The sequence below is a fragment of the Cohnella lupini genome, assembly GCF_003386205.1.
Classification (GTDB): domain Bacteria; phylum Bacillota; class Bacilli; order Paenibacillales; family Paenibacillaceae; genus Cohnella; species Cohnella lupini.
Window position 1 is genome coordinate 65,421 of record NZ_QRDY01000004.1, and the last position, 23,844, is coordinate 89,264.

Below are 23,844 nucleotides of genomic sequence, written 5' to 3' on the forward strand. Positions count from 1 at the left end.
TGGGTTTTCCTTTACGCGGGGAGGCGGAGGATCTATGTACAATATTATTTTGGTCGATGACGAACGGCTCACTTTAGATACTCTTGCTAGTTATATAGATTGGGAACAATTGTCCTGCCGTGTCATTGCCACTGCCTGCAACGGACGGGATGCGTTGGAGAAAATAGAATCGCTGCAACCGGATATTCTCATAACCGACGTTAAAATGCCCGTCATGGACGGCATTGAGCTCTGTAAACAAGTTCACGCTCGCTTCCCTAAAATTCAAATTGTTTTTCTAAGCGGATACAATGAGTTTGAATATGCTTGCGCCGCGCTGCAGCATGGTGCCTGCGGCTATTTGCTGAAGCCGATTGACCACGAAGAACTGGGTACCACTATGAGGACGGTTCTTCAACGCTGCGAAGAGCAGAAAAACCGACTCCATTCCACCTTATTAACGTCGGGAGAATACCTGCGCGAACTTCTTCAAATCGGGGGTAATCTGCTCTCCGGCTTAGCGGACGAAGTGACTACCGTATACAACCACCATTTGCATCTTCCCGCGGATAACAAAACTTTTTACTTTGTATTTATCAGTATTGACGAATATTCTCTGTTGGCAGAGAACACGCTTACATTCGACGCGCCTTCCGGCGATTTCTCCACCCTGGAAAGATTAGAATTTTTCATCGCCGGACTGCCCAGTTTTTCCCCGGGCGTACTGACCAAGCTGCGCGATGGCCAATGGATTTTCGTCACGAAGGAATCGGACGGCAACGCGTTTACGCATTGGCGGAATCAGTCCGCGAACGCGCAACGTTGGATATCTCTGTTCCTGACGGACAACCCGCAATCGCTGCTCACCCTTACGAAACAATGGCCAAAGATGCTGCAAATGCGCAATCAACTGGTTGCTATTCACGGCACCGGACTTATCAACAAGAACTGGGAAAATATGCAATTCGAATGGCGCAAGGAGCCCTTTCCCAAAACAGAACACTTGATTGCCGCCGTACAACAAAATCGTAGAGACCAAGTTGAAGAATGGCTCCATGACTTTTACGATGGCGGTCTGCCACGCGGAAATATCAGTCAAGTTTTTGTTGACAGCGTTTCCGTTTTTGATGCGGTACTGTCTGCGGTTGCGGCTAATAACCGTCAATTGCAAGACATAATTGAGAAAGATTCCCAATTTTTCGGGCGCCTTTCCCTGATGGAAAGCATGCAATCCATGAAGACGCACATGCGGCAAATACTGAGCATTATAATGGACGAGTTGGAAGCATCTCCCGTCGATCGACATATCGAGATCGTCAATGAAGTATGCAGTATCATACAAAAAAATTATGGACAGGTTATTTCGATCGATACGCTGGCCGAACTCATCTTTCTTTCACCCAACTATCTCCGAACGATATTCAAAGACGTTACCGGGAAAACATTAATCGAATATGTGACTCAGATCCGCATGGATAATGCTTGCCTCATGCTGCAGGAAACAAATATTAGAGTTCATGAGATTGCCAAACGAGTCGGCTATGACAGTCCCTCCTATTTCGGCTCCGTCTTTTTCAAACGTACCGGACTCACCCCTAACCAATACCGTACGCACGCGAAAAAGGGACAACGAGCATGACAACCTTGAAAAAGCTTTTCAACAATTCGTCTTTGCTGCAGAAGTTACTTCTCATGTTTCTTACCGTCACGATCATCCCTCTTATATTCATAACGGTTTTCTTCTATGATCGTACCGAGCAACGGCTGTTGGAATTGACATACGAAAATATGTCTAGCAGCAACCAACAAATCAACAGCAACGTAAACGCTCATTTGGATAATCTTCGCCAAATTTCATCTATGATTTATACGGATGAAACCTTACAATCTTATCTTACGCAAACCTACACAAATGACTATTCTATCTTCGAAGCCTATCGATATATCGATGGTCTCTTATACAGCTTGCTGACTGCGAACACCAACATCGCCAGCATCAATCTTTATGTAGACAATAAATCGATTCCGGAGGATCATCTCTTTCTCAAACATATCACGCTTGAAAATTTACCGATTAAGTACCTCATTCAATTACAACAATCATACGGCAACAATATATTCAGCAACGTTATTCAAGACGATAAAGAGAAAAACGTGATCTATCTTGGGCGTATACTCAACTTAAACGAACAAAGCCAATTTTACGGGATGGTGACTATCGGTCTCAATGAAGAATTACTCTACAAGCTAATCGAAAAAGAAGAGCAAAACAAAAGCGTCTACTTACTCAATGAAAATAATCAAATCATCTCCGCATCCGATAAATCGCTTTTAAACCTGTCGTTCAGCGAAGCCCTCGGCCCCGAGTTGTCAAGTAATCAAGAAGTCGTCACCATAAACGGACATCCCAATTTGCTAGTGTATAACACTATGAATCATGGATGGAAAACAGTGTCTCTCACGCCGATTGACGAAATCATGCGTTCTTCTCGTAAAACGGCTATGCAAATTGTTGTCATTGCGTTCTTTAGTCTTGTCTTATCCATCTTAATGATCATTGTCATTGCCAAATACCTTTCGCGCCGCTTGCGTAAATTAAACCGTCAGGCAGCGCAAGTGGAGCAAGGAAATTTCACCCTCTTGCTCACTGATTCCAGCAAGGATGAAATCGGTCAATTAAGCGCGGATTTCAACAAGATGGGCACACGTCTCAAAGAATTGATCGATACGCTGTATGTCAAGGAAATTGCCAAGCGCGATGCGGAGCTTTATGCGTTGCAAAGCCAGATCAATCCGCATTTTCTTTATAATACGCTGTCGGGTATTTCCTCTCTGGCCATCCAAAACGATGATATCGAAGTAAGCAAAATCGTAAACCATCTCGCAAGATTCTATCAAACCTCGCTAAATATGGGGCATCAATATATTACGCTGGAAAAAGAAATCGCCCTTACCAAACACTATCTTGCCATCCAGCATATGCGCTTCGATGATAGCTTTATTGAACGCTGGGAAGTTGACGAAAGCTTGTCAACCTATCAAACGTTAAAATTGTTATTGCAGCCTTTTGTCGAAAACGCCATTAATCACGCCATATATGATGATCATCAATGTCTGGAAATCTCCATTCGAGTATACCAATCCATGCACGTCGGCGTTCCTGCGCTCTTACTTGAAGTAGAAGATGACGGTTGCGGAATGTCTTCCGAACAAGTAGAAGCACTGCTATCCTCGGAATCGAAAGCAGGGTATGGAATCAAGAACGTTCATGAACGCGTGCAACTTGCTTACGGACAAAACTACGGGGTAGCCATTCATAGTCAAGTCGGATTGGGCACAAAAATTACCATCACGCTGCCTTTGCAACAGCATCTGTAAGATCGTTCTTTTCCGATAGGATTCAGAGGATATTAGGATGGATTATCTCTTTCCGTTCCCCCGATAATAGAGTCAGGCGATCAGCCACACTGGCTGAGCCATAATTGAGGGAGGGAAATTAATGTCATTTAAGAAAGCAGTAAGTTTCATCATGGTACTGGTTATTATGTTTACTTCTGTTCCTTCGGTTTTTGCGATTGATCCCGGAACGCAGTACGCAACAGCCTCGCCTAATGGCTCACTCACGGCGACGATGTACTTGGAAGGCGGGGAATTATTCTATACTGTTACAAAGGGCAGTGCGACGATCGTCGAAAAATCGCGATTGGGCCTAAAGACAACCGCTGCGGATTTCTATTCCGGAATGTCGTTCGTATCCACCAGCACGAGCTCGTGGAACAATAGTTATTCGATACCGGGCGGTAAAAAAAGCGTAAACACGGATAACGGGGTACAAAGGGAATATGTCGTGTCGAAGGGCTCGGCTCAGCTTAAAATCTACATGAGGGTATATAATGATGGATTCGCTTTCAGATACTACATTCCCGGGCCGGGAGAGACATTTATCGATAAGGAATATACCGAATACAATCTCCCTAACGGAACAGGCGGGTGGGGATATCCGCCGGTAAACACTTACGAGGGAACTTGGCAATATTACGGTTCTTCGACGTTAGACGCCAGCACGGTTACCATGCCTTTCTTAGCCTCGATTAACAACAACGCATATTGGACTTTATTAACCGAAGCGAACGTCTATAACGCCGACGGGACTTATTGCCCCTCGATTCTCACCGGTAGCTCGGGACAAAACATGAAGTTCTCCTGCGCAGCCGATCAAGCTCAATTCGGAACGCAGATTCAAGCGGCTTTGCCTTTTCAGACGCCTTACAGGTCAGTGATCGTAACCGACAATCTTAACGATCTAGTCAATTCAACCCTGGTGCAAAACCTGAACCCGGCGTCCAAAATCGCCGACACCAGTTGGATCAAACCGGGGGTCGCCGCATGGTCCTGGTGGTCCGAGGACTATTACGGCGATCCGGGCGTTCCCGAAGGCTATCGCGAAGTGCCTTACACTTACGCGCGCCAGAAAGATTACGTGGATTTCGCGGCTTCCATGGGATGGGAATATGTCACCGTTGACGCCGGATGGGTGAAATGGACCGACGGCACGGTCGCGGATCTCGTCACATACGCCGCGACAAAAGGGATAGGCATATTCATATGGGCAAGTCCTTATGTCCATACCCCCTATGGCGCTAGCAGGATGAATTTGCGTAAATGGGCGAGCTGGGGCATTAAAGGGGTCAAAGTGGACATGACGGCAAACGACTCGCAGGTCGGGATGAGCTTCCTGGAGTCGACGGCCGATTATTGCGCCGAGCTTAAGCTTATGGTCTTTTTCCACAACGCCACGAAACCGGGCGGAGAAGAGCGTACTTGGCCTAATATTATAGGTTCGGAAGCGGTGCTTGGCTCCGAACGCTATAAATTGTATTGGCCGCCGGCTCCGACCGCCGTTCACAACACCACGCTTCCGTTCACTAGAAACGTGCTGGGTTCCATGGATTACACGTCCGTTGCTCTTAGCAACACGAACAAGAACACGACGCAGGGCCACCAGTTGGGGATGTCTGTTGTTTTTGAATCGAAAATTTCAAACTATGCCGACTCCATAGACATCTACGGAAACTGGAAAGGCACGGAGCTTCTGCGGGTCGTGCCGGCCTCATGGGACGAAACGAAGCTCCTTGACGGTTTTCCGGGGAGTCACGTCGTGATGGCAAGGCGAAGCGGCGCGGATTGGTATATCGGGGCGATGACCGACGCCGCGAGGACGATCTCGATTCCCCTTTCGAGCCTGAACCTGGCTTCCGGCAACTACACGGCTTATGTCTATAAGGATGGAGCATCAAGTGAAATTCTCACTAAAACAACAAGTACGGTGACATCCGCTTCAACCCTAACGATTCCTCTTCTGCAAACCGGAGGAGCCGCGGTGTTGATTTCCAAAACTACCGTACCGAGTATGCCTGCAGATCCTTATACTTACTATGAAGCGGAAAGCGCTACTCTTGCCGGTACCGCTAACGTCGTAAGCTGCGTCAACTGCTCGAACGGCAATAAAGTCGGTAACATGGGCAGCAATGCAGGCTCCGTGCAATTCAACGTGACCGTACCGGCGGCGGGTACTTACAAAGTCAAGTTGAATTACTTGTCAACCGACGAGAGAATGCCCAACTACAGTCTGAATGGCGGCGCTAACACATTGCTTAAAGTTAAGCTGGATTCGGGAAGCTGGAATGTCGTTCGGAGCCATGTGACAACCATGAATTTGAACGCCGGCAGCAATACTATCAAGTTCTCCTATCCCAATTGGGGGGCTGAAATCGACAAGCTCGGAATTCTGGCAACGTAGAGATCACTCGATACGGCATAGCGTTTCACACATTGACAATAACGAAGACGCCTAGGAGTTTCCTGGCGTCTTTGTTTCGTTTAGGTTCAATTTTTAGAGAACCCCTCTCTAAATACACTCTGTTTCATTCCTCACCAACAAAGCCACGGCTTCCACATGCCCCGTATGCGGGAACATATCCACCGGCTGAACTTCCACCGTACGATATCCGCCATCCTCAAGCAACCTCAAATCTCTAGCCAAAGTTGAAGGATTACACGAGACGTAGACGATCCTCTCCGGACGAAGTTCTAGCATTGTTGCGATCAACGCGGGATCGCAACCTTTGCGAGGAGGGTCGACGACGATGACATCGGGAACGATGCCTTCCGCTTGCCAGCGGGGCATGACGACTTCGGCCGGGCCGACGGCGAACACCGCGTTGCGGATTCCATTCAGCAACGCATTCCGCTTAGCATCCTCGATCGCCTCGGGAATGATCTCCACTCCGTACACGCGATCCGCATGCTTCGCCAGGAACAAAGAAATCGTCCCCGCACCGCAGTACGCGTCGATTACTGTTTCTTTCCCGGTTAAAGCCGCATACTCCACCGCTTTGCCGTACAGCCGCTCCGTTTGCTCCGGGTTCACCTGGAAGAAAGATCTCGGAGAGATCGCGAATTGAATGCCGCCGATCTCGTCGTAAATCACATCTTCGCCCCAAAGTACTCGCGTCTCCTCGCCGAAGACTACCGGCGTAACCGCCGTGTTAACATTCTGGCAGACGCTCACGACGCCAAGAACCTTCTCGCGAATTAACCCAACGAGCTCCTGAGCGTGCGGGATATCGCGGCCGTTTGTGACGAGTACGACCATGCGTTGTCCGGTCGATGCCGCATGGCGAACGACGACATGGCGGAGCAGTCCCTTCCCGTTCGCACGATTGTAGGGACTGATATCCAATAGTCTCGCCGCTTCCTTAACCGCGCGGACGGTCTCCTCGTTCTCCTCCTGTTGGATGAGACAAGCGTCCATATCGACGATGTCATTGCTGCCCGCTTCGTAGAAGCCGCCGATCAAACCGCCATCGCCGAAACCGATCGGGACCTGAGCCTTATTCCGGTAACGCCAAGGATCCGCCATGCCGATAGTCGGATGCACCAAGACACCCTGAACTCCATCTCCCGTACTTCGGTCTCCAAAACTTCGCTGATCGCCTACCGCTCTTCCCTGAACGCTAGCTCCCCCAACCACCTGAAGCTTCCCGATTCGCGCGAGGTTGTCCACCACATGCTGCCTCTTCCAGCGAAGCTGCTCCGCATAGCTCATATGCTGAAGCTGACACCCGCCGCATGTATCATAGATCGGACAAGGCGGAACAACGCGGATGCCTCCTTCATTACTGGCTCCAGATCCCGCTCCCAGCAGTTCCACCATCCGAGCTTTACCGAAAGACTTGCCGATGCTCGCGACCACGGCTAGAACCTTCTCGCCTGGGAGCGCATCACGAACAAAAAGGGTATAGCCGTCGACACGGCCAACCCCTTCTCCGTCGTGCGTCAATCCGATAATCTCGCATTCCACTTGCTGTCCGACGATAACGGGTACGCCCGCCATAGTCGTTGCGGCAACCGATCTGCCTCTACTGTCGCCAGCCCTATTGCCTCTATCCCCGCCAAATCCCCTGCTTTTGCCGCCGCCCAGTCTGCCCCTGCCGTCTTTCGCACTCCCGCTCGCACTCCCGCTCGCATTTCTGCTCCCGTTCCCGCTGGTTTTCCCGCTCCCGCTAACGTTCCCATTCCGCCCGCTCATAGCTGCAGCGCCCGTCCGGGTCCGTTTTTCCGATAGGAGGATTCTCCATGCTCGTCTACGACGACGTTAAGATGCCCGGGCAGCAGGTTAAACGTACAAGGCAACGTGCCACCGAACTCTCCGTCCACGTTCAGCTGAACGCGGTGGTCCGATTCGACGACGACTTTGTTCGTCTGAAAATGAATAAAGTGGGAGTCGTTCAACACGGGCTCCCCGCGCATCACCATCGTAGCGATCCGGATGAACTCCGGCAGGTTGCATTTACGCAAAGCTAGTACGTCGAACACTCCATCGCTGGTGCTGGCGTTCGGTGCCAAGCGATCGAATCCGCCGACCGAATTGCTGTTGGCGATGAGGAACAGCATGAATTCCTCGTCGAATTGGCCGATTCCTTCGGCCGTAATCTTCATTTGGGTCGGATGAAGCCGCGTGATCTTCTCCAAGCCCTTCATATAATAAGCGAGCTGTCCGACCATCGTCTTCAGCTTGCTCGGAACTTCGTATGTCACTTCCGTGAGCGAACCGCCGCCGGAAATATTAATAAAATGCCTATCGTTCGCCTGACCGACGTCTATTGGAGTCGTATGTCTGCGAGTCAACAAATCGCACGCATCCTCCCACTTGCGGGGAATACCGTGCGCCCGGGCAAAATCATTGGTCGTACCTAGAGGCAATATGCCCAGAGACGGTCTCTTCCCATGAGTGGACATCCCGTTCACCACTTCATTGATTGTGCCGTCGCCGCCTGCGGCGATGATCATGTCGAAGCCGCGTTCCACCGCATCCGAAGCTGCGTGAATCGCGTCACCTTTGCTTTCGGTCGCATGGCATGACGTTTCGATACCGCCCCGTTCGAGACGCTGCAATATCGACGCAAGCTTGCGTTTGACTTCCTCCCGGCCGGAAGTCGGATTATAGATTAACCGGGCTCGAATAGTATCCAAGACGGATCCCCTCTTTATCTCGCGTACGATCTCGATCAACTTATCGGCTTACTCTTCTACTTCTATTCCCAAACCTTTTGCCCAATTCCTAGCTTGCCATATAATCCAGTTTTCTACGTCCTCATGCGGCATTAACGCCCGTCCGTCATAACGGTAGATAGCGCCCGAGCCGGTACTCGCGCTTTCCAGCCGGCGGGGAATGACTTCCTTCGTAAAATACCCCTCGCTCAGGAATAAAGGAAGCACCAGGATTTCATTGCTAGGTCGTCTTTTCCTCAGGTTACCCAATTGCTCCGGCACTTGGTTGGGCAGCAATAATGCCGTAGAACAGGCATCATAACCTCCAAGATCCATGACCCGTCCGGCAATAGCGGCGAGTATCCGTTCCCAATCGTCTTGGAAGCCCTCTTCTTGGCTCCCGTGTCCGATGAGAAGAACGCTTTCCTTACCCGCCTCGCTGGACATCTCTCTTAATCTATTCAGTACGACGCTTATAAGCTCCGGATCGTCATCCATCGGTTTGCCATAGGTAAGACTTAATCCCCGCGGAATACGAATTTTCTCCAGATCGGTCTCGATCTTAGGCTCCGAATAAGCTCCAAGCGCCCAACCTATCTCGTCTACGTGCGTGCTTCCGGATGATACGAATAACGGCAATGCCAGCAGATGCGTGACTCCGACGGTTTCCAAACGGTCTATACCATCCTGTATAAGCCGCCCTTCGACCAATTCGAGGAATGCGGTCTCAACCGGCAACCCATCGCCTAGCGCGGTTCGGACCGCATCGATCGTCTTGTCGACGAGGGCTACCCAGCCTGCTTCCCTCGATCCATGGCTGATCACCAGCAGTCCCGGTCTCATGCGAAGCGCGATCCCCTTTCGTTCCCAGCTAGTTCCACTTCATATTCATGCTATCGAATCGTCAAGCCAATGTCAACGCCGCGCCTTCATCTAAGTAGCCTCCGTCGCCCTCAATAAGAAAACGGCTTCGCCGTCCTTTGGACGGCAGGTTACGTTTGTATCGAGCGATCAGATGAGTAAAAAGAGTTCAAAGATTTTATGCTTCCTGATATTGCGACAAATAACCCGGTTTGAACGGGTTATTCGGCGAAATTGGAGCTGCGAGAGACAAATAACCCGGTTTGGACGGGTTATTCGGCGAAATTGGGGCCGCGAGAGACAAATAACCCGGTTTGGACGGGTTATTCGGCGAAATTGGGGCCGCGAGAGACAACTAACCTGGTTTGAACGGGTTATTCGGGAAAGCGGAGTTTGTGGTTAATTGCGTTCAATCAAGTAAGCCGGTTCCGCCGTCCTTGGACGGCAGTAAACGTTTATATCGGGCTACTAGATGATAAATAAAGTGTTCATAATTTTATATATACTGATATGTTAAAGGAAAAAACCGCCAAGCCCTAGAGCGCTTGACGGTTCCCTCTTTTTCAATCCTATTACTTCTTAGCTTTCAAGAAAGCGTCCAGTTGCTTCTGTTTCTCCGCAATAACCTTATCCAGTCCGTTGGCTTTCTCTTTTTTCTGGAATTCGGCAGCCTTGGACGGATCGATCGAACCCGTCTCTAATCCGGCGATATAAGTTTTGCGAACGGAAACGAGGGCAGCCACTTGCGACTTCACCGGTTGGGCGTTAAACGTGAAGCCGAGCGCAGGAGACAATTTCGCGCCTCTGTTGAAGTTCTTGAATTGAGCCCATTTGTTCGAAGCTTCCGTATCCCATACATAGTTCAGGAATTGGTTGCCGAACATCCAAGTTGCTCCCGGGTTGTAGTTAGCCGCGCTAGGACCCGCTTTGATTACCTCTGCGGAAGCTTTGGCATAGTGCTCGCCTTCGATACCGAAGTTAAGCAGGTTGTTCAGGTATTTGTCCGTATGAAGCAGGTTGATGAACATCATAGCGCGGGCAGGATCTTTGGAAGTAGAGGAAATTCCGAGCATCGAGCCTGCCGTTTCGCCGGTAGATACGGTACGATCGGTCATGTTGATTTGTTTCAGTTTGCCAGCTAAGCCGGCCGCAAGGGCGGTCTCAGCATCTTTACCCGGCTTCAAGGAAGCCGTAATCATGAAGACGTTGCCCTTCTTCAATGCATCTTGTCCGGACAGCTGCGTCGTTGATGCGTCTCTGTTGATGTAACCTTTCTTGTAGAAAGAACGAGTAAGAGTCAATTGATCCATATATTTCTTGTCGTCGAATCTGGTGATGACTTTCGTGCTCGTGCTATCCTTGCGGATCAAGCCTTCGATCGTCGTATCGCCGAGAAAGTCTTGTTGGATGAAATAATGGGCATTGAAGTTGTCGCCGTCGCGAAGGAACAACGGAGTCATGCCAGGCTGTTTCGCTTTCACGGTTGCTAAGATAGCATCCAAATCCGCAACGGTTCTGACGGAGTTCAGCTTAGCCGTAAGTCCGAGTTTATCGGCAATATCCTTGCGGTAAATTACGCCGCCTTGCGCCGCCAATTCTTTGTTCGTAGGTACGCCGTAGTTGTGACCGTTTACTTTGGCGCCTGCCAGGAATGCGGGATCGAGCGTTCGGGTAATGCCTGCTCCGTATTGAGCTAACAGGTTGCCGGCCGGCCCCTTCGGATCGTCAAGCGCCAGGAACACTTGCTTGGCTACATCGTTGGCATGGCCGTTCCATTGGGCGGTGAAGATGATGTCCATGGGCTCGCGGCTGGCTTTGAGCAGGTTCATCTTGCTGTCCCATTGACCCCAATCGATAGGCTGCAGATCGATAGTCGCGTTGATTTTGGACTTGAGGTGAGCGTTAATCTTTGCTTCGATCTTGGCTTCATCCTTGGTCGGAGTGCCTGGGTAATAGAAGCTCAATTTGTATTCGGGCAGTGATGAAGTTGTAGCTGCTGAAGCGGAAAACACGGACAAGATTAGACTGGCTCCTAATACTAGAGCAAAGCTTTTTACCGTCTTGCTTGTTCTGTTGAACATTCGGTATTGCCTCCCTTTTCGGATAAATGCGATGTATACTCAACCGGCCGGTAACCGGATAGAGCCGTGCGTTATGGACGAGCTAGCTTGGTTACTCCTAACCTTTCACCGCTCCGACCGTCAAGCCTTTGACGAAGAAACGTTGGAAGAACGGATAAGCGAATATGATAGGACCGATTCCGACGACCGCCATCGCCATCGTGACCGTTTCCGTCGGCAACTGGAAGTCGGGATTCTGAGCCAAGATAGCCGAATACGCCGTCGAGTTCGCGCTCAGGAACGTAATGTCTAGCAGCGCCTCGTACATTCGGAACTGGATGCTGATCAAGTTCTCCTTGTTGATGAAGAGCAAGCTCAGGAACCAATCGTTCCAATAGTTGAGCGTACAGAACAACCCGACGGTCGCAAGTACGGGAAGCGACAATGGCAATACGATCTGCGCGAAGATGCGCCATTCGCCCGCTCCATCTATCTTCGCCGATTCCAACAATGCCGAAGGCACCGAGTTGGTGAAGAAGGTCCGTAAGACGAGCACGTAAAAGGGCTGTACTAAGAAAGGAATCATGAGTACCCATATCGTATCCCTAAGATGGAAGCCTTGCGTATATAGAAGGTAGAAAGGAACCAACCCGCTATTGAAGAGTAAGGTGAAGAACATAATGAAGGAAAATGCCTTGCGATGCTTGAAGTCCGGACGCGAGATCGGATAAGCGTACAGCGACATCGTAAGCAGCGCAATAATCGTACCGACCACCGTTACGAAGGCGGATACGCCATATGATCGGATAATGCTCTGCCAGTCGCTAAGCAGGAAATCGTAGGCACCGACGCTGAATTTCTCCGGCCAGAATTTGTAACCGTTGACGAGAACCAATTGTTCATCGGAGAAAGACACCGCTATGACTAAGAAAAGCGGAAGGACGCAGAGCGCCGTGTATATCCAGAAAAAGCCGTTGATGAAGAAGTTGGATACGCCGGATATTTCGTTAACGTTTCTAATGCGTTTCGCTGTTGTTGCCATACGAGCTCACTCCCTCCTAGAACAATGCATCGTCTTTGCTGATCCTGCGAATGACGAAGTTCGACACCAGAACCAGCACGAATCCGACCACCGCTTGATATAATCCCGCCGCTGAAGACATCCCGATATCGCCGCTCACGATGAATCCCTGATAGACGTAGGTATCGATAACAAGCGTCGTATCATAGAGAATTCCGGAATTGCGGGTCACTTGGAAGAACAAGCCGAAATCCGCGTAGAAAATACGGCCGATCTGCAATAAAGTCAAGATGATCATGACGGGGCGGATCAACGGAAGAGTGATATTCCAAATCTGACGCCATTTCGAAGCGCCGTCGATCGTTGCGGCTTCATAATATTCGTTGTCTATCCCGATGATGGCAGCGAGGAAGATGATCGCGTAGTATCCGATCCCCTTCCACGTATTTATGATCGGTAGAATGTACGGCCACCACTTCGGCTCGGTATACCAATCGATCGGATTATATCCCAGCGCCGGAAGCACGACCTTGTTTATGATTCCTATCTCGGGATTCAGGAAAGCGTAGACCAAGTAAGAGATGACGACCATCGATAGAAAATAAGGGAGAAACATCGTCGTTTGATGCAGTTTCGCGAGCTTGCTGCTCCTCATGGCATTGAACAGAAGAGCCAGCGTTACGCCGACGACCAAATTCAAAAAGATGAACGCGGCATTGTAACCAAGAGTATTGCGGGTAATGAGCCATGCATCGGTCGTGCTGAACAAATAATTGAAATTCTCCCAACCGACCCACTCGCTATCCAGGAAGCTTTGGAAGAAGCTAGGGGACGAATAAACGATTTGTTTAAAGGCTATTAACGAGCCGACCATAGGGAGGTAGTTATTCATGAGCAGTACGATTAGCGCCGGAGCCATCATGATATAGAAAACTCCGAATCTCCGCCAATAGCTTTGGTTTTGCCTCGTTCGTATGCTTGGCGTTGTCGCTTTGGCGACCGCTTCCGCGGCAGATGCCATTCCCGTCACCATCCTTTATCTCTCTTGTACGTGTTTATTGTACAGGGGGATGGCTGAGCGCATCTATCAACTACGGTGACCGACTTAGCACTTCTGTGACATCTTGGAAGTTGTTTTTCGGGGTAGCGGAGTTAAGGCAAGATCTGATACCTTTTGCGGTATTCTTGCGGGGATAAACCCGTTACTTTCTTGAACAGCTTGGCAAAATAAGAGAAATGGATGTACCCGACTCCTTCCGCTATGTTGCTCACTTTGTCATTCGTATCGATAAGGTAGCGCTTGGCATGATCGATACGTAACTGAGTAATATAATCCGATAGAGAGATTCCCGTCTCCTTGCGAAATAAGCGCGATAAATAAGCCGGATTGCGGTAGACCGAATTAGCGATTCCGTCCCGAGTCAACTCCGTTTGCAAGTTCTCTAAAATATAGGATTGTACCTTTGCAATAACGGCCGAAGCATCGCGCTGACGCTCCGCGAGCGCTTGTCCCATTTTCAACACCGCTTTCCCGGCCCATGCCATCAATTGAGGCGAGGAGCGGGGAGCTTGGGCATCCGTTAATTCATTTACCGTGAACACATCGTAGATCGAGAAGCCTTTGCGATAGGCGGATTGATATAACATGTGCAATATTCCGTATTGGAACAACTCCAGCGCTTCCCTGCCCGGCGATTCGAATTGCCAAGCCTTCAACGTCTCTTCTATCCGGCTGCCCAGCTCTTCATACCCGCCGTTATCGAGCAGGACGCCCCAATCCATAAACGATGGAAGCTGAATTCCCTTGCTGCCGGCCGTCCCTTGCACGCTAGTTAAGACATCCAGCACCGTTTGCGTCACGGACACATTCGAACGCTCCAATTGCTGCAACCGCTCAAGCGAACCGGATAGCTCTCCTATGCTCGACGGCTCTCCCACATAGCAGGATACTCTGCAGTGAAAGTATTGGTGGCACGCGCGAACATAATCGTCGCAACGCTTAAGCAAAGCGGCACGATCAATGACGTCATCTTCATTCAGATATAGCAACGCAAAGTTGATTTCATTACGATCCTGTAGCACCGTACCCGGCCATTCCGCCAAAATGGTTTCCGCTGCCGCTTTGCGCAAAGCGTATTCCATAATACTTTCATCCCGCGAATCCAACTGAATATCCCACTGCTCGATACTGAGCAGAACGGGAAGAACAAGGCTATCCGCCCCTAACGGGATATCATAGTATTCTAACTGCCGTTTAAGCCGCTCGGTGGAAAGGAGTACGCGTCCGGCTAACAGCTCCTGCCAGAACCGCTCCACGAGTATCGGCAGTTGGTCGTTCCATTGCCTTCGGTTGACCTCCAACGTCTCTTCGAACCCCTGCTGTTCTTTTCGCATATCGATCTCCGCGATGGCACGCTTCACGATCGTTTTTAACGCATCATGATCGACCGGCTTTAATACGTAATCGAAGCAACCGTTGTGCAGCGCCTCTTGCGCATAATCGAACCGTGCATGTCCCGTGAGGAAAATGGTTAACGCGTGGGGCCGATGGTCTCGAGTCCAGCGCAACAGCTCCAGTCCGTTTAATCCGGGCATCTCGATGTCCGAGATTACCAAATCTACCGGATGCTCTTCGAGTATACGCATCGCCTGGGCAACGTCCTCCGCCTCCATCATGGCTTGGATCGGCAAGTCGCTCCAATCGATTCCTTGCGTGATCCCCTTCAAGGCATAAATCTCATCATCGACGACAAGTATTCTAACCATGGTAATTCTCCTTTGCCTGCTGTGAGTTATTCATCGCCTTCGAATGTATTCGGGCGATTGGTGGGAAGCCTCACCTGTACGATCGCTCCGCCGGAATCCCCGTTCATGAAAGTGATTCCGCCCTCGGTGCCGTATAGCATTTTGAAACGACGGAGGATGTTCCATATCCCCAGATGATGCTCGCCGGCTTCCGCTAAGTGGACTCCGCTTTCCACGTCGTTCATAAACTGCTCCGGGAATCCCGGCCCGTTGTCCGCGATCGTCAGTACGATGAAACGGTCAGGCTGTTCTACGTCGTTGCTCGAAGTGATCCGAATGTGAAACGGCAATCCATCCTGAACCTTATTATTAAAGCCGTGGATGACCGAATTCTCGACAAAAGGCTGCAAGAGCAACGGAGATAATTGCACGGACAGATGCTCCGGAAGCACTCTTATCTCATAACTCAATTTATTGACATATCGGATCTTATGGATCTCTAGATAATGCTCGATATGTCTGATTTCATCTTCAAGAGGCAGCACCGTCCGATGCCCATGCATCAAGAAACGAAAGTAGTCCGCCAGATGCAGGCTAAGCTTTTGCACGGATTTGAAGTCCTTCAGCGCCGCTAGATTATAAATGATATTTAAGCTATTCATGTAGAAATGCGGATTGATCTGAATTTGCAGATGTTTATACTCGGCCTTCTGTACGCGGATTTGCTCCTCGTAAACATCGATTTTGAGCTTCTCGATCTGCTCGGCCATCTGATTGAACGTCCCCGACATAAAGGTGAATTCGCTATTATCCGTACGGATCGGCATCCGCACGTTGAATTGTCCTTGACCAAGCTTTCTCATTCCGCGTACTAGGGCGACCAATGGCTTAAACATGACTCTTCGCAGGAAGACCAAATATAAAGTAAGAACGATTGCGACGATTAACGGGATCCAAACGTAGAGCATTTTCTGGAAAAAAGGCAGGTTTTTCAAAATGTACGTTTCAGGGATAACGATCATATAATGGATATCCGAAATAGGCGTAGGCTGAGTGATCACCAGAAATTGATTCTGATTCCAAGTCGTTCGCCCTTGCTTGGTCATCTCCACGATGTCGCTATGCACGACCTTTTCCTGCACGACCGGCAACGGAGAGTTAGTCAGAGCGTTGCCCTCCGGATCGACCACGAACGTGGCACCGTCGGGTCCTACGTCGAAGTGGCTGACCTCTTCGTTTAACCGATCGACTTGCACTAATGCCCCTATGAACACTCCGGAGCCTGCATCGACGGTTTTAATTAAATAATTGGTGTCATTGGGAATGGAGAACCGCTCCCAGCGCTGAGTCTCGAGCGGCAAATCCTTGGAGGCGAGCTTCGTGGTGTAATCGAGCAGCGCGGATTGTAATTCGGCAAAGTGAAAGCTATACTGAGTAGCGAAAAACATATCGTCGTCCTTCCGGGAATACACGAAAAAGGTGTCGACTTTGTTATAATAGCCGGTATCGAGCAGAAAACGCCTCGTTAATTCCATCTTGACCATCGTATAGTCCGAATCATCCGTTGCGAGCGATAGGGATTGCAAGGATTGGATGTCCGGGTCGTCTTTCATCCGGTACAAATAACGCATCGTTTCCAAGAGAATAGCGTCATTGTTATGCACCTGCTGAGCCATGAGATTGTTATAGTGAAGCGATATTTGATCACGTACGACATTCGTCGCGTAGATATTGTTATAGATGAGGAATAGCACCATAGGTGCGATCATGAGAAGAAAGCCGAATACGATTTTGAATCTGATAGATTGCCAAAAAGCCATTTTTCCCCATCCTCGGCATGATTTTCATTCCGCTCCTAGCATATCGCACACGATTGAAAGCGGCAACACAAAAACGAATGGTTGGGGTAATATCTCGCTTAAAGGTCCATTGCGTAACAAAGCCGGCCCCTTGAAGGACCGGCTTTAATGTGGCATTATTCTATTGGGTAGTGATAGAACTCATCACTTCTAGCGTTACCCTTCCGCGGATTCCGATTCGGCACCGAAACGTCCCAATCGCTCCAACGAGAGCTTGTAGCCGTCATTGCCGTAATTCAGGCAACGCTTCACGCGCGATATCGTCGCCGTGCTCGCTCCGGTTTCCGCCTCGATCTGATTGTACGTATGTCCCTTGCCCAACATTCGAGCGACTTCGAGACGTTGCGATAAAGATTGGATTTCGTTCACCGTGCACAAGTCGTCGAAGAATACGTAACATTCTTCTACGTTCTTCAGCGTCAGAACCGCTTCGAATAATTGATCTATGGATTTATCGTTCAGCTTCTTTAATTGCATGAGATCGCACCTCGCTTTGACTCCATTGTACTGCGTACCTGCTAATAGTTCAAGCATCACCGTATTCACGCATTACAGAGGTAAAATGTCTCTATACCCGGGCATCCGTCCATGCCCGATAGCCCCTTCCGTCATAACCTATTATTAAAAAGGGTGTGACTCCATGAACGAAACGCATTCGCCCTCCACGCGCAGCTGGACGTCGGGCTTCGGACAGGAACAGTTTCCCGGAATCGAAGAAACGTTCTCCGGTCCTCCCGCCGCCATAAATCCAACCACCGTGCTACCCGCCGTTCAAGCCGAGGCTCCGTCCTCTTCTCTCCTATCGAAACTTCCCTTCAATATTTCCAATATCAGCGACGTAAAAGCATTGGTCGATCGAATGGGCGGAGTAGAAGGCATTCTTACGACGATGGGCAAATTTCAGAAATTCATGGCTACTATGCAGCAGATCGCCCCGATGGTTAAGCTTTTCATGGGCAATAAGAAGGGTAAAGGATCTTCGGACTCCGGTTCGAAGAAAAGAACAACTCGCCGCCGCTCCGTAAAAAGACCGTCCGGCGCGGGTAAGCGCAGATCCAGAAAAACCGCGAAACGACGTTGACGAGTCGGTTTGTTGCGGGTGCAGATCAGGCCGAAGGGTACCCCTTCGGCCTTCTTCGTCGGAGTTTGTTTGGCGCTCTATAGTTAGGTTTAATCGTAAAAAAAAGACCGTTCCCCCGACGGGAGCAGCCTCTCTTCGCTTATTTCTCGTATTCCAGGAAGGGATCCGGAATGCGAATGACATGTGCTTCGGCGTCGCTGACTCCAGCATATAAGGATGCGGTTCCATCCTTGTGCCGTACGAGTCCGCCACTGAATATCACATCTTCGAGGTCCGGCCGCTTGGCTGGACCATCAGGAAACATGCTGCGGGTAGCGATGAGCCTGACCGGCGTATAACGGTGATCAGCCGGATTAAACGCGAATACCATCGGATAATAATGACGAATATTATTCGCTTCCATGCGCGCGATATGACCGAGCACTCCGATCATCCCGTTCGTCAGTACGTGGGCCTCGTTGGCGCCGCCCCACTCCTCCGGTAGAAATTGATGACGAAGAAGCTCGGCGTCGTTGATCGTTTCCTCGGTCAGTTCCTCCAGAGTCGCAATCTCCGCATAACCGATCAATGCGCGGGCGCCTTCTACCATCATAGGTCGCGTGAATACGCCGATGCGGCCGTTAGCCTGCTCGACCAGACGAATGTCTTTCATCGTTTCCGGACCTTTAGCGAACGGTTCCAAATCTTGAATGGAATGTCCCCGATAGAAGACGGTACGCCAAGAAGTCACGTAATGCGGATCATCGCCGTCGAAGTAAACCTCTACGCCTCCGAACACCAATTCATCGCCTATGAAAGTAAAGAAAGGATCCTGCAAGGCGAATACGGGAGCCCCGTTCCTCGGGATCCATTCGCCGCGACGCTCAACGAAGAACATGACTTCGGAGAGCTCCTTGTCGCGGTCTTCGACGCGCCCGGCAATGACAAGCTCGCCGTTATCCTTAAACGGCGCGCTGATATTATAGACGTCACGAGTCCCCACTCCCGTGAAGACGAGCTTGCTTCCTTGGAAGGCGGTTTTGCCTTCCATAAATTCTTTTAACAATTCGACACTCGATTTCGCCTGTTCCGTGTACGCAAGCATGGGTGTCCTCCAGACTAAATAGAGCTAACTTCAGCCGTTACTCTATAGTAGTAATCTCGGGCGTTCAGGTTTGGGTGTCCCGCGCCTATTTTTCTTAAACAATGTACCCGAATTAGTGAAGGAACAAACTGAGTACGTAATAGATGAGAGTAGATAGTACCCCGACCACTGGTATTGTAATGATCCACGTTAAGACGATACGACCGGCCATACTCCATTTTACGTTCGAAAACTTCTTGGCCGATCCGACTCCTAAGATGGAAGAAGTAATCGCATGCGTCGTGCTGACGGGTTGATGGAGCAACGTTGCTCCTAGGATAACCGAAGCTGACGCCAGATCGGCCGAAAATCCGTTCATCGGATCGATTTTGAATATTTTCGTTCCCATCGTCTTGATGATTTTCCAGCCTCCGATGGATGTACCCAAAGCCATCGAGATGGCGGCAGATAATTTAACCCATAGCGGGATATCCAGCGTTGGTTGTATTTTCGCCGTGACTAACGCCAACGTGATAATTCCCATCGCTTTCTGCGCATCGTTCGTTCCGTGCGTGAAGGATTGGAATGCCGCGGTTAACACCTGTCCGAAGCGGAATACTTTGTTGACGTGATGCGGACTGGAATTCGCGAATATATGCTTCAGTATAAACATAATACAGAATCCTAGCACGAAGGCGATTAGCGGCGACAGGATAAGCCACTTAATGATGGTCGTAAATCCGGAATAATTGATTCCGTCCCACCCCTCCGACGCGATCGCCGCTCCCGCCAACGCCCCGATAATGGCATGAGACGAGGAAGACGGGATTCCGTACCACCAAGTAATCAAATTCCATACGATAGCCGCTATCAATGTAGCTATGACGACCGTCAAGCCGTGCTCCAACTTGAAGGGATCCGTTATTTTACCGCCTATCGTCTTCGCGACCCCGGTGAACATGAGCGCTCCGACCAGATTCATGACGGAAGCAAGTATTATGGCACGCCTAGGCGTTAACGCACGCGTCGAAACGGATGTCGCGATAGCGTTAGCCGTATCGTGAAATCCGTTGATAAAGTCGAACCCTAGGGCAAGTATAACAATAACGACAACCAACCACATTGTGTAATCCATTCTATTCTGTTCCGCCCCTGCTTGCGCCGATTAAGAATTGCGCATGATTATGGATTGAAGCGTATTGGCGACATCTTCGCACGAGTCGGTTGTCTGTTCCAGTCGCTCGTAAATCTCTTTATGTTTAATGAGCTCGATCGGATCTTTGACGTTCTGGAATAGATGCTTGATGCCTTGACGCATCAGATCGTCGCCCTCGTTCTCCAGCTCGTTGATCTTCACGACATGCGGTTGTATGGCGAGCAGCTTCTTCTGCGTCAATAAATAGATCGCAGACTTGATCTCGACCGAGCTACGGCGTAAGCAATCTCCAAACTTTCGAATGAACGGATCCGACTTCGAAATCTGGTACATTTCGAAACGGGAGGCGCAAGCTTCTATGCCATCCAATACGTCGTCCAGCTTCTTGATTAGCTCCATGATGTCTTCGCGCTCGATCGGAGTAATGAAGGTTTTGTTGAGCTCGGTCAGAATAATATGGGTGCATTTGTCGCCTTTATGTTCGTACTCCTTCATTTCCTTGGCGAATGCCGTCACGTCGGGTAGGTCGCCATTAACGGCGTTGGCGAAACGATCGACCGTTTCGAAGATGATGTCAGCCATTTCCTCCAACGTCTTAAAAAAGATGTCTTTTTTCCGGAACACGGATAGCCCTTCTTTCCCATATATATAACTGATAAAAATTAACGTTTAGATAACAATCCGTTAACACCACGTTAACTAAACCATTTTATCACAGCGTGTATAGGCTGTGTATAGTCCCTATTCGACACTTGTGACACTTTTTTTAAGTTTGCCTTTAAATTAGATTGCTACTCGCTCGCCCATCAAGAATATAGGAAGCAAAAGGGATTGTCTCCGCGCCGCCATATGCTTGGCGAATCGGAGGCAATCCCTGTCTAGATTTATTGATAGGTTAAATGATTATCGAGAGACGCCGAATTCGGCACGACATGGTAGTAGGTGACGCCCGGCAGGAACGGCAGCTCCGCTCCGTCCTTGATCAGCCTAACGATGTCTCCTTCTTTGCGCTCCCACGTGCATGTAATCGCCATGCCGTTCTGAAACAGAACCGCGTCGCCGCCGCTGTCCAGATTGACTATCAATCTCCCGACGTCGTCTTTGATCTCGGTTTTAGCCTCCAACACGACTAAATTCGCGGCCGTTAACTGTTGATCGTTGTTTTTGTCGATATGCGGCTCGTCGTTGATGAATCTGGAGTATAAGGACTTGGCGCTATCGTATGTATAGGACACCTTATAATCCGACAGCATGAATTTGATGTCGATCCGCGTTGCCGGCGAGGCCGTCGCAAGCGCGGGCGGCGCTTTGTCGAAGGACAGCAACGGCATCGTCGCCGTGTCCTTGTATTTGCGTTTGGCAGCGCCCGCACGCAGCTGCTCTAACGTCGAGTAAACGTTATGAGGCGCTTTGCGGGACTTGTCCCGATAGAAGTAGGCTCCGGCATTCGTAATCTCGTCCAAGTCCTCCTTATGCTGACGCTGAAGGATGGCGAACGCATCGTTGCTGGCTCCAACGTGGACAAGGACTCCGCCGTAAAATTCCCCTACTTGGATAAAATAAGGACGTATGCTTCGAATAGGTCCGATCGGATCCGTGAATTGTTTGCTCTGGAACACGGCGACCAACCGCGTGATCCCGCCTTCGGCCAATAATTCCCACACCGTATCGGCTTGCGTTAGACCGGATTGCGGCCTTGCGGGCTTCAAATTATTGATCATAACGGCGAACGGTCGATTCGTTATTTCTTTGTCCGATGGCATTCCGGTTAACGGGGCGAGGAACTCGGCAACGGGTATCGAGGGCGTTTCACTAGGAGATTCCGAGGGGCTTGCCGTAGGCGCGATCGTTCCGCTCGGCGTCGCGACCGTTTCCTTCGAGCCTCCGCTGCAAGCGGTCAAACCTACGAGCACGGCTGCAAGCGTAAGCTGCATCGCGATTCGTAATGGTTGCGTCATGCTCATTCTCCCTTCGCGAGTATGTACCTCTCCATTAAACCATAATTGTCCTATCGGGAAAAAGACCCTGACTTCCCTTTTTTCGACAGTCTATTGCATTTCTTTCTTAATATTGGTAAGCGCTTTACTGTCTCTGCCCGAAACCGCCCCCCTCTTTAACGCCCTATAAACAAGTTAAACGTCAAAACGCACCCACTCCGAGCTATAGCCATACTTTTTATAGTTAGAGCTTAGAAATCTAACCCACTCCGAGCTGTAGCTATACTTTTTATAGTTAGAGCTCCGAAATCTAACCCACTTCAAGCTGTAACCATATTTTTTATGGTTAGAGCTCCGAAATCTAACCCACTCCGAGCTATAGCCATACTTTTTATAGTTAGAGCTCCGAAATCTGACCCACTCCGAGCTGTAGCCATACTTTTTATGCTCATGCGAAGGTCTGGAGTTGTTAGATTGCTGGAGCTAAATTTTTATGCTGCTGACCATCGCAAAAAACCGCCAGGCATTCCGCCCCGACGGTTATTTTGGTTACTAGTGCATGAGCATGAGCCTATGCCCTTTCTTAAATGCTCCAATGCTGCCAATCTTGCTGCCGCTTCTCGTGGCTCGTCAGCCAATCCAGAGTGGATTGAAACAGTTCGGCCTTATGGGCTCCCTTGGAATACGTATGGTCGGCTTGGAACAAAATGTTCTTGTCGCAGCGTCCCTCTCCTCTGAGCCAGAACGTCTTCTCGAGCATAAAGCTGTAATCCGCTGGGATGACATCGTCGGAAGTTCCATGAACGATATAGACGTCGCCATGGAAATTCGGCGCTTCCTGGAAAGGTTGATGCTGCTGAAGAGACTCGAAGAATTCCGGCTGCAGACGGTAGCCTTGATAGTCCGAATGACCTTTGTTGATCGACTCGTCGTACACTCCGCGACCTACGATCTTAATGATATCGTTGAAAGGGTGCGCCACCGGCGACCACAGAGCCAACGACTTCACGCGGCGATCCTTCGTTGCGGTCAGCAACGCTACCGCGCCGCCCAGGCTGTGTCCGAGCAACGTAACCCGTAATGGATCCACGCAATCCAAGCTCAGTCCGTAGTCCAATACCGAACGGGTTTGGGCGATCATGGAGTCTAAGCCATGCTGTCCGTAGATTCCTTCGCTTTCCCCGCATCCCGCGTAATCGAATCGGATCACGAGAAACCCTTTGTCGGCAAGCATCCTGCTGGCGAGAAGGAACAGACGATCGACTCCGATCCGGCTTCCGACGAACCCGTGGCAGATGACGACAAGAGGCATCTTCTTCTCGGAGCATGCACCGTCTTTGGCCGGATAATGAATCGTCGCCGTTAAAGTCAAATCTTCATGGCGTATCGTAAATGGTTTTTCCATGTTGCAGCCCTCATTTCACGTAATTCCGATGTGATTAGTATGAATTATACTTTATCATCGCTTTAACGTTCTGTCAACCCGGAACAAGGACCAGACACGCACGCCTCGTTGATTGGAAATCGGG

Annotated in this window: 18 protein-coding genes; 4 read left to right on the forward strand and 14 right to left on the reverse strand. The window is 50.0% G+C overall.

The annotated features are described in order from the left end of the window. Positions 1-34: 34 nt before the first annotated feature. The 3 genes from DFP95_RS09320 (at position 35) to DFP95_RS09330 (ending at position 5,779) form a co-directional block, all read left to right on the forward strand. Positions 35-1,618, forward strand: a complete 1,584-nt coding sequence (locus DFP95_RS09320) for a response regulator transcription factor (RefSeq protein ID WP_115992346.1) — start codon at positions 35-37, stop codon at positions 1,616-1,618. Beyond that, positions 1,615-3,357, forward strand: a complete 1,743-nt coding sequence (locus tag DFP95_RS09325; RefSeq protein WP_115992347.1) for a sensor histidine kinase — start codon at positions 1,615-1,617, stop codon at positions 3,355-3,357. The genes DFP95_RS09320 and DFP95_RS09325 overlap by 4 nt, the downstream gene beginning before the upstream one ends. Before the next feature lie 121 nt (positions 3,358-3,478). Then, positions 3,479-5,779 carry a glycoside hydrolase family 97 N-terminal domain-containing protein gene (locus tag DFP95_RS09330; protein ID WP_115992348.1) on the forward strand — a complete coding sequence of 767 codons (2,301 nt, stop codon included), beginning with the start codon at positions 3,479-3,481 and terminating at the stop codon, positions 5,777-5,779. A 108-nt stretch (positions 5,780-5,887) separates the two neighbouring features. Here the strand turns inward: DFP95_RS09330 and rlmD are convergent, their stop codons facing one another. The 9 genes from rlmD to DFP95_RS09375 all read right to left on the reverse strand — a co-directional run bounded on the left by rlmD (position 5,888) and on the right by DFP95_RS09375 (position 17,555). After that, on the reverse strand, positions 5,888-7,375 hold the full coding sequence (rlmD, locus tag DFP95_RS09335) for a 23S rRNA (uracil(1939)-C(5))-methyltransferase RlmD (protein ID WP_245987534.1): 1,488 nt from the start codon (positions 7,373-7,375) through the stop codon (positions 5,888-5,890). Positions 7,376-7,566: 191 nt separating this feature from the next. Continuing rightward, positions 7,567-8,514, reverse strand: coding sequence for a diacylglycerol kinase (locus tag DFP95_RS09340; RefSeq protein WP_115992602.1), 948 nt, complete (start codon positions 8,512-8,514; stop codon positions 7,567-7,569). A 48-nt stretch (positions 8,515-8,562) separates the two neighbouring features. Then, on the reverse strand, positions 8,563-9,375 hold the full coding sequence (locus DFP95_RS09345; RefSeq protein ID WP_115992350.1) for a sirohydrochlorin chelatase: 813 nt from the start codon (positions 9,373-9,375) through the stop codon (positions 8,563-8,565). A 590-nt stretch (positions 9,376-9,965) separates the two neighbouring features. After that, positions 9,966-11,474, reverse strand: coding sequence for an ABC transporter substrate-binding protein (locus DFP95_RS09350; protein WP_115992351.1), 1,509 nt, complete (start codon positions 11,472-11,474; stop codon positions 9,966-9,968). 97 nt (positions 11,475-11,571) lie between these two features. Then, positions 11,572-12,495, reverse strand: coding sequence for a carbohydrate ABC transporter permease (locus tag DFP95_RS09355; protein WP_115992352.1), 924 nt, complete (start codon positions 12,493-12,495; stop codon positions 11,572-11,574). 16 nt (positions 12,496-12,511) lie between these two features. Then, complete coding sequence (locus tag DFP95_RS09360) at positions 12,512-13,507, reverse strand: ABC transporter permease (protein WP_245987504.1); 996 nt, start codon at positions 13,505-13,507, stop codon at positions 12,512-12,514. Between the two features lie 119 nt (positions 13,508-13,626). Next, the gene (locus DFP95_RS09365) at positions 13,627-15,240 is read right to left on the reverse strand and encodes a response regulator transcription factor (RefSeq protein ID WP_115992353.1); all 1,614 of its coding nucleotides are present in this window, start codon (positions 15,238-15,240) and stop codon (positions 13,627-13,629) included. Between the two features lie 26 nt (positions 15,241-15,266). Next, complete coding sequence (locus DFP95_RS09370) at positions 15,267-17,039, reverse strand: sensor histidine kinase (protein WP_115992354.1); 1,773 nt, start codon at positions 17,037-17,039, stop codon at positions 15,267-15,269. Positions 17,040-17,234: 195 nt separating this feature from the next. Next, complete coding sequence (locus tag DFP95_RS09375; RefSeq protein WP_115992355.1) at positions 17,235-17,555, reverse strand: YerC/YecD family TrpR-related protein; 321 nt, start codon at positions 17,553-17,555, stop codon at positions 17,235-17,237. A gap of 163 nt (positions 17,556-17,718) precedes the next feature. Between DFP95_RS09375 and DFP95_RS09380 the strand changes: the two genes are divergently transcribed. Beyond that, entirely contained in the window at positions 17,719-18,159 is a 441-nt protein-coding gene (locus DFP95_RS09380; RefSeq protein ID WP_115992356.1) for a hypothetical protein, read from the forward strand. A gap of 139 nt (positions 18,160-18,298) precedes the next feature. On the opposite strand, the gene DFP95_RS09385 is transcribed toward DFP95_RS09380, so the two are convergent. The 5 genes from DFP95_RS09385 to DFP95_RS09405 form a co-directional block, all read right to left on the reverse strand. Next, entirely contained in the window at positions 18,299-19,243 is a 945-nt protein-coding gene (locus DFP95_RS09385) for a DUF1861 family protein (protein WP_115992357.1), read from the reverse strand. 112 nt (positions 19,244-19,355) lie between these two features. Further along, positions 19,356-20,357 carry an inorganic phosphate transporter gene (locus DFP95_RS09390; protein ID WP_115992358.1) on the reverse strand — a complete coding sequence of 334 codons (1,002 nt, stop codon included), beginning with the start codon at positions 20,355-20,357 and terminating at the stop codon, positions 19,356-19,358. A gap of 30 nt (positions 20,358-20,387) precedes the next feature. Then, complete coding sequence (locus tag DFP95_RS09395) at positions 20,388-21,002, reverse strand: DUF47 domain-containing protein (RefSeq protein WP_115992359.1); 615 nt, start codon at positions 21,000-21,002, stop codon at positions 20,388-20,390. 260 nt (positions 21,003-21,262) lie between these two features. Next, on the reverse strand, positions 21,263-22,336 hold the full coding sequence (locus DFP95_RS09400; RefSeq protein ID WP_115992360.1) for a DUF3048 domain-containing protein: 1,074 nt from the start codon (positions 22,334-22,336) through the stop codon (positions 21,263-21,265). A gap of 562 nt (positions 22,337-22,898) precedes the next feature. Continuing rightward, positions 22,899-23,720 carry an alpha/beta hydrolase family protein gene (locus DFP95_RS09405; protein WP_115992361.1) on the reverse strand — a complete coding sequence of 274 codons (822 nt, stop codon included), beginning with the start codon at positions 23,718-23,720 and terminating at the stop codon, positions 22,899-22,901. Positions 23,721-23,844 lie beyond the last annotated feature (124 nt).

What these genes read in the sequence shown, in the direction of transcription:
- DFP95_RS09365 (WP_115992353.1), bottom strand. Translation starts at nt 15,240, where the DNA reads ATGGTTAGAATACTTGTCGTCGATGATGAGATTTATGCCTTGAAGGGG.
- DFP95_RS09320 (WP_115992346.1), top strand. Translation starts at nt 35, where the DNA reads ATGTACAATATTATTTTGGTCGATGACGAACGGCTCACTTTAGATACT.
- DFP95_RS09380 (WP_115992356.1), top strand. Translation starts at nt 17,719, where the DNA reads ATGAACGAAACGCATTCGCCCTCCACGCGCAGCTGGACGTCGGGCTTC.
- DFP95_RS09385 (WP_115992357.1), bottom strand. Translation starts at nt 19,243, where the DNA reads ATGCTTGCGTACACGGAACAGGCGAAATCGAGTGTCGAATTGTTAAAA.
- DFP95_RS09330 (WP_115992348.1), top strand. Translation starts at nt 3,479, where the DNA reads ATGTCATTTAAGAAAGCAGTAAGTTTCATCATGGTACTGGTTATTATG.
- DFP95_RS09370 (WP_115992354.1), bottom strand. Translation starts at nt 17,039, where the DNA reads ATGGCTTTTTGGCAATCTATCAGATTCAAAATCGTATTCGGCTTTCTT.
- DFP95_RS09360 (WP_245987504.1), bottom strand. Translation starts at nt 13,507, where the DNA reads ATGGTGACGGGAATGGCATCTGCCGCGGAAGCGGTCGCCAAAGCGACA.
- DFP95_RS09400 (WP_115992360.1), bottom strand. Translation starts at nt 22,336, where the DNA reads ATGACGCAACCATTACGAATCGCGATGCAGCTTACGCTTGCAGCCGTG.
- rlmD (WP_245987534.1), bottom strand. Translation starts at nt 7,375, where the DNA reads ATGGCGGGCGTACCCGTTATCGTCGGACAGCAAGTGGAATGCGAGATT.
- DFP95_RS09375 (WP_115992355.1), bottom strand. Translation starts at nt 17,555, where the DNA reads ATGCAATTAAAGAAGCTGAACGATAAATCCATAGATCAATTATTCGAA.
- DFP95_RS09325 (WP_115992347.1), top strand. Translation starts at nt 1,615, where the DNA reads ATGACAACCTTGAAAAAGCTTTTCAACAATTCGTCTTTGCTGCAGAAG.
- DFP95_RS09350 (WP_115992351.1), bottom strand. Translation starts at nt 11,474, where the DNA reads ATGTTCAACAGAACAAGCAAGACGGTAAAAAGCTTTGCTCTAGTATTA.
- DFP95_RS09355 (WP_115992352.1), bottom strand. Translation starts at nt 12,495, where the DNA reads ATGGCAACAACAGCGAAACGCATTAGAAACGTTAACGAAATATCCGGC.
- DFP95_RS09345 (WP_115992350.1), bottom strand. Translation starts at nt 9,375, where the DNA reads ATGAGACCGGGACTGCTGGTGATCAGCCATGGATCGAGGGAAGCAGGC.
- DFP95_RS09405 (WP_115992361.1), bottom strand. Translation starts at nt 23,720, where the DNA reads ATGGAAAAACCATTTACGATACGCCATGAAGATTTGACTTTAACGGCG.
- DFP95_RS09390 (WP_115992358.1), bottom strand. Translation starts at nt 20,357, where the DNA reads ATGGATTACACAATGTGGTTGGTTGTCGTTATTGTTATACTTGCCCTA.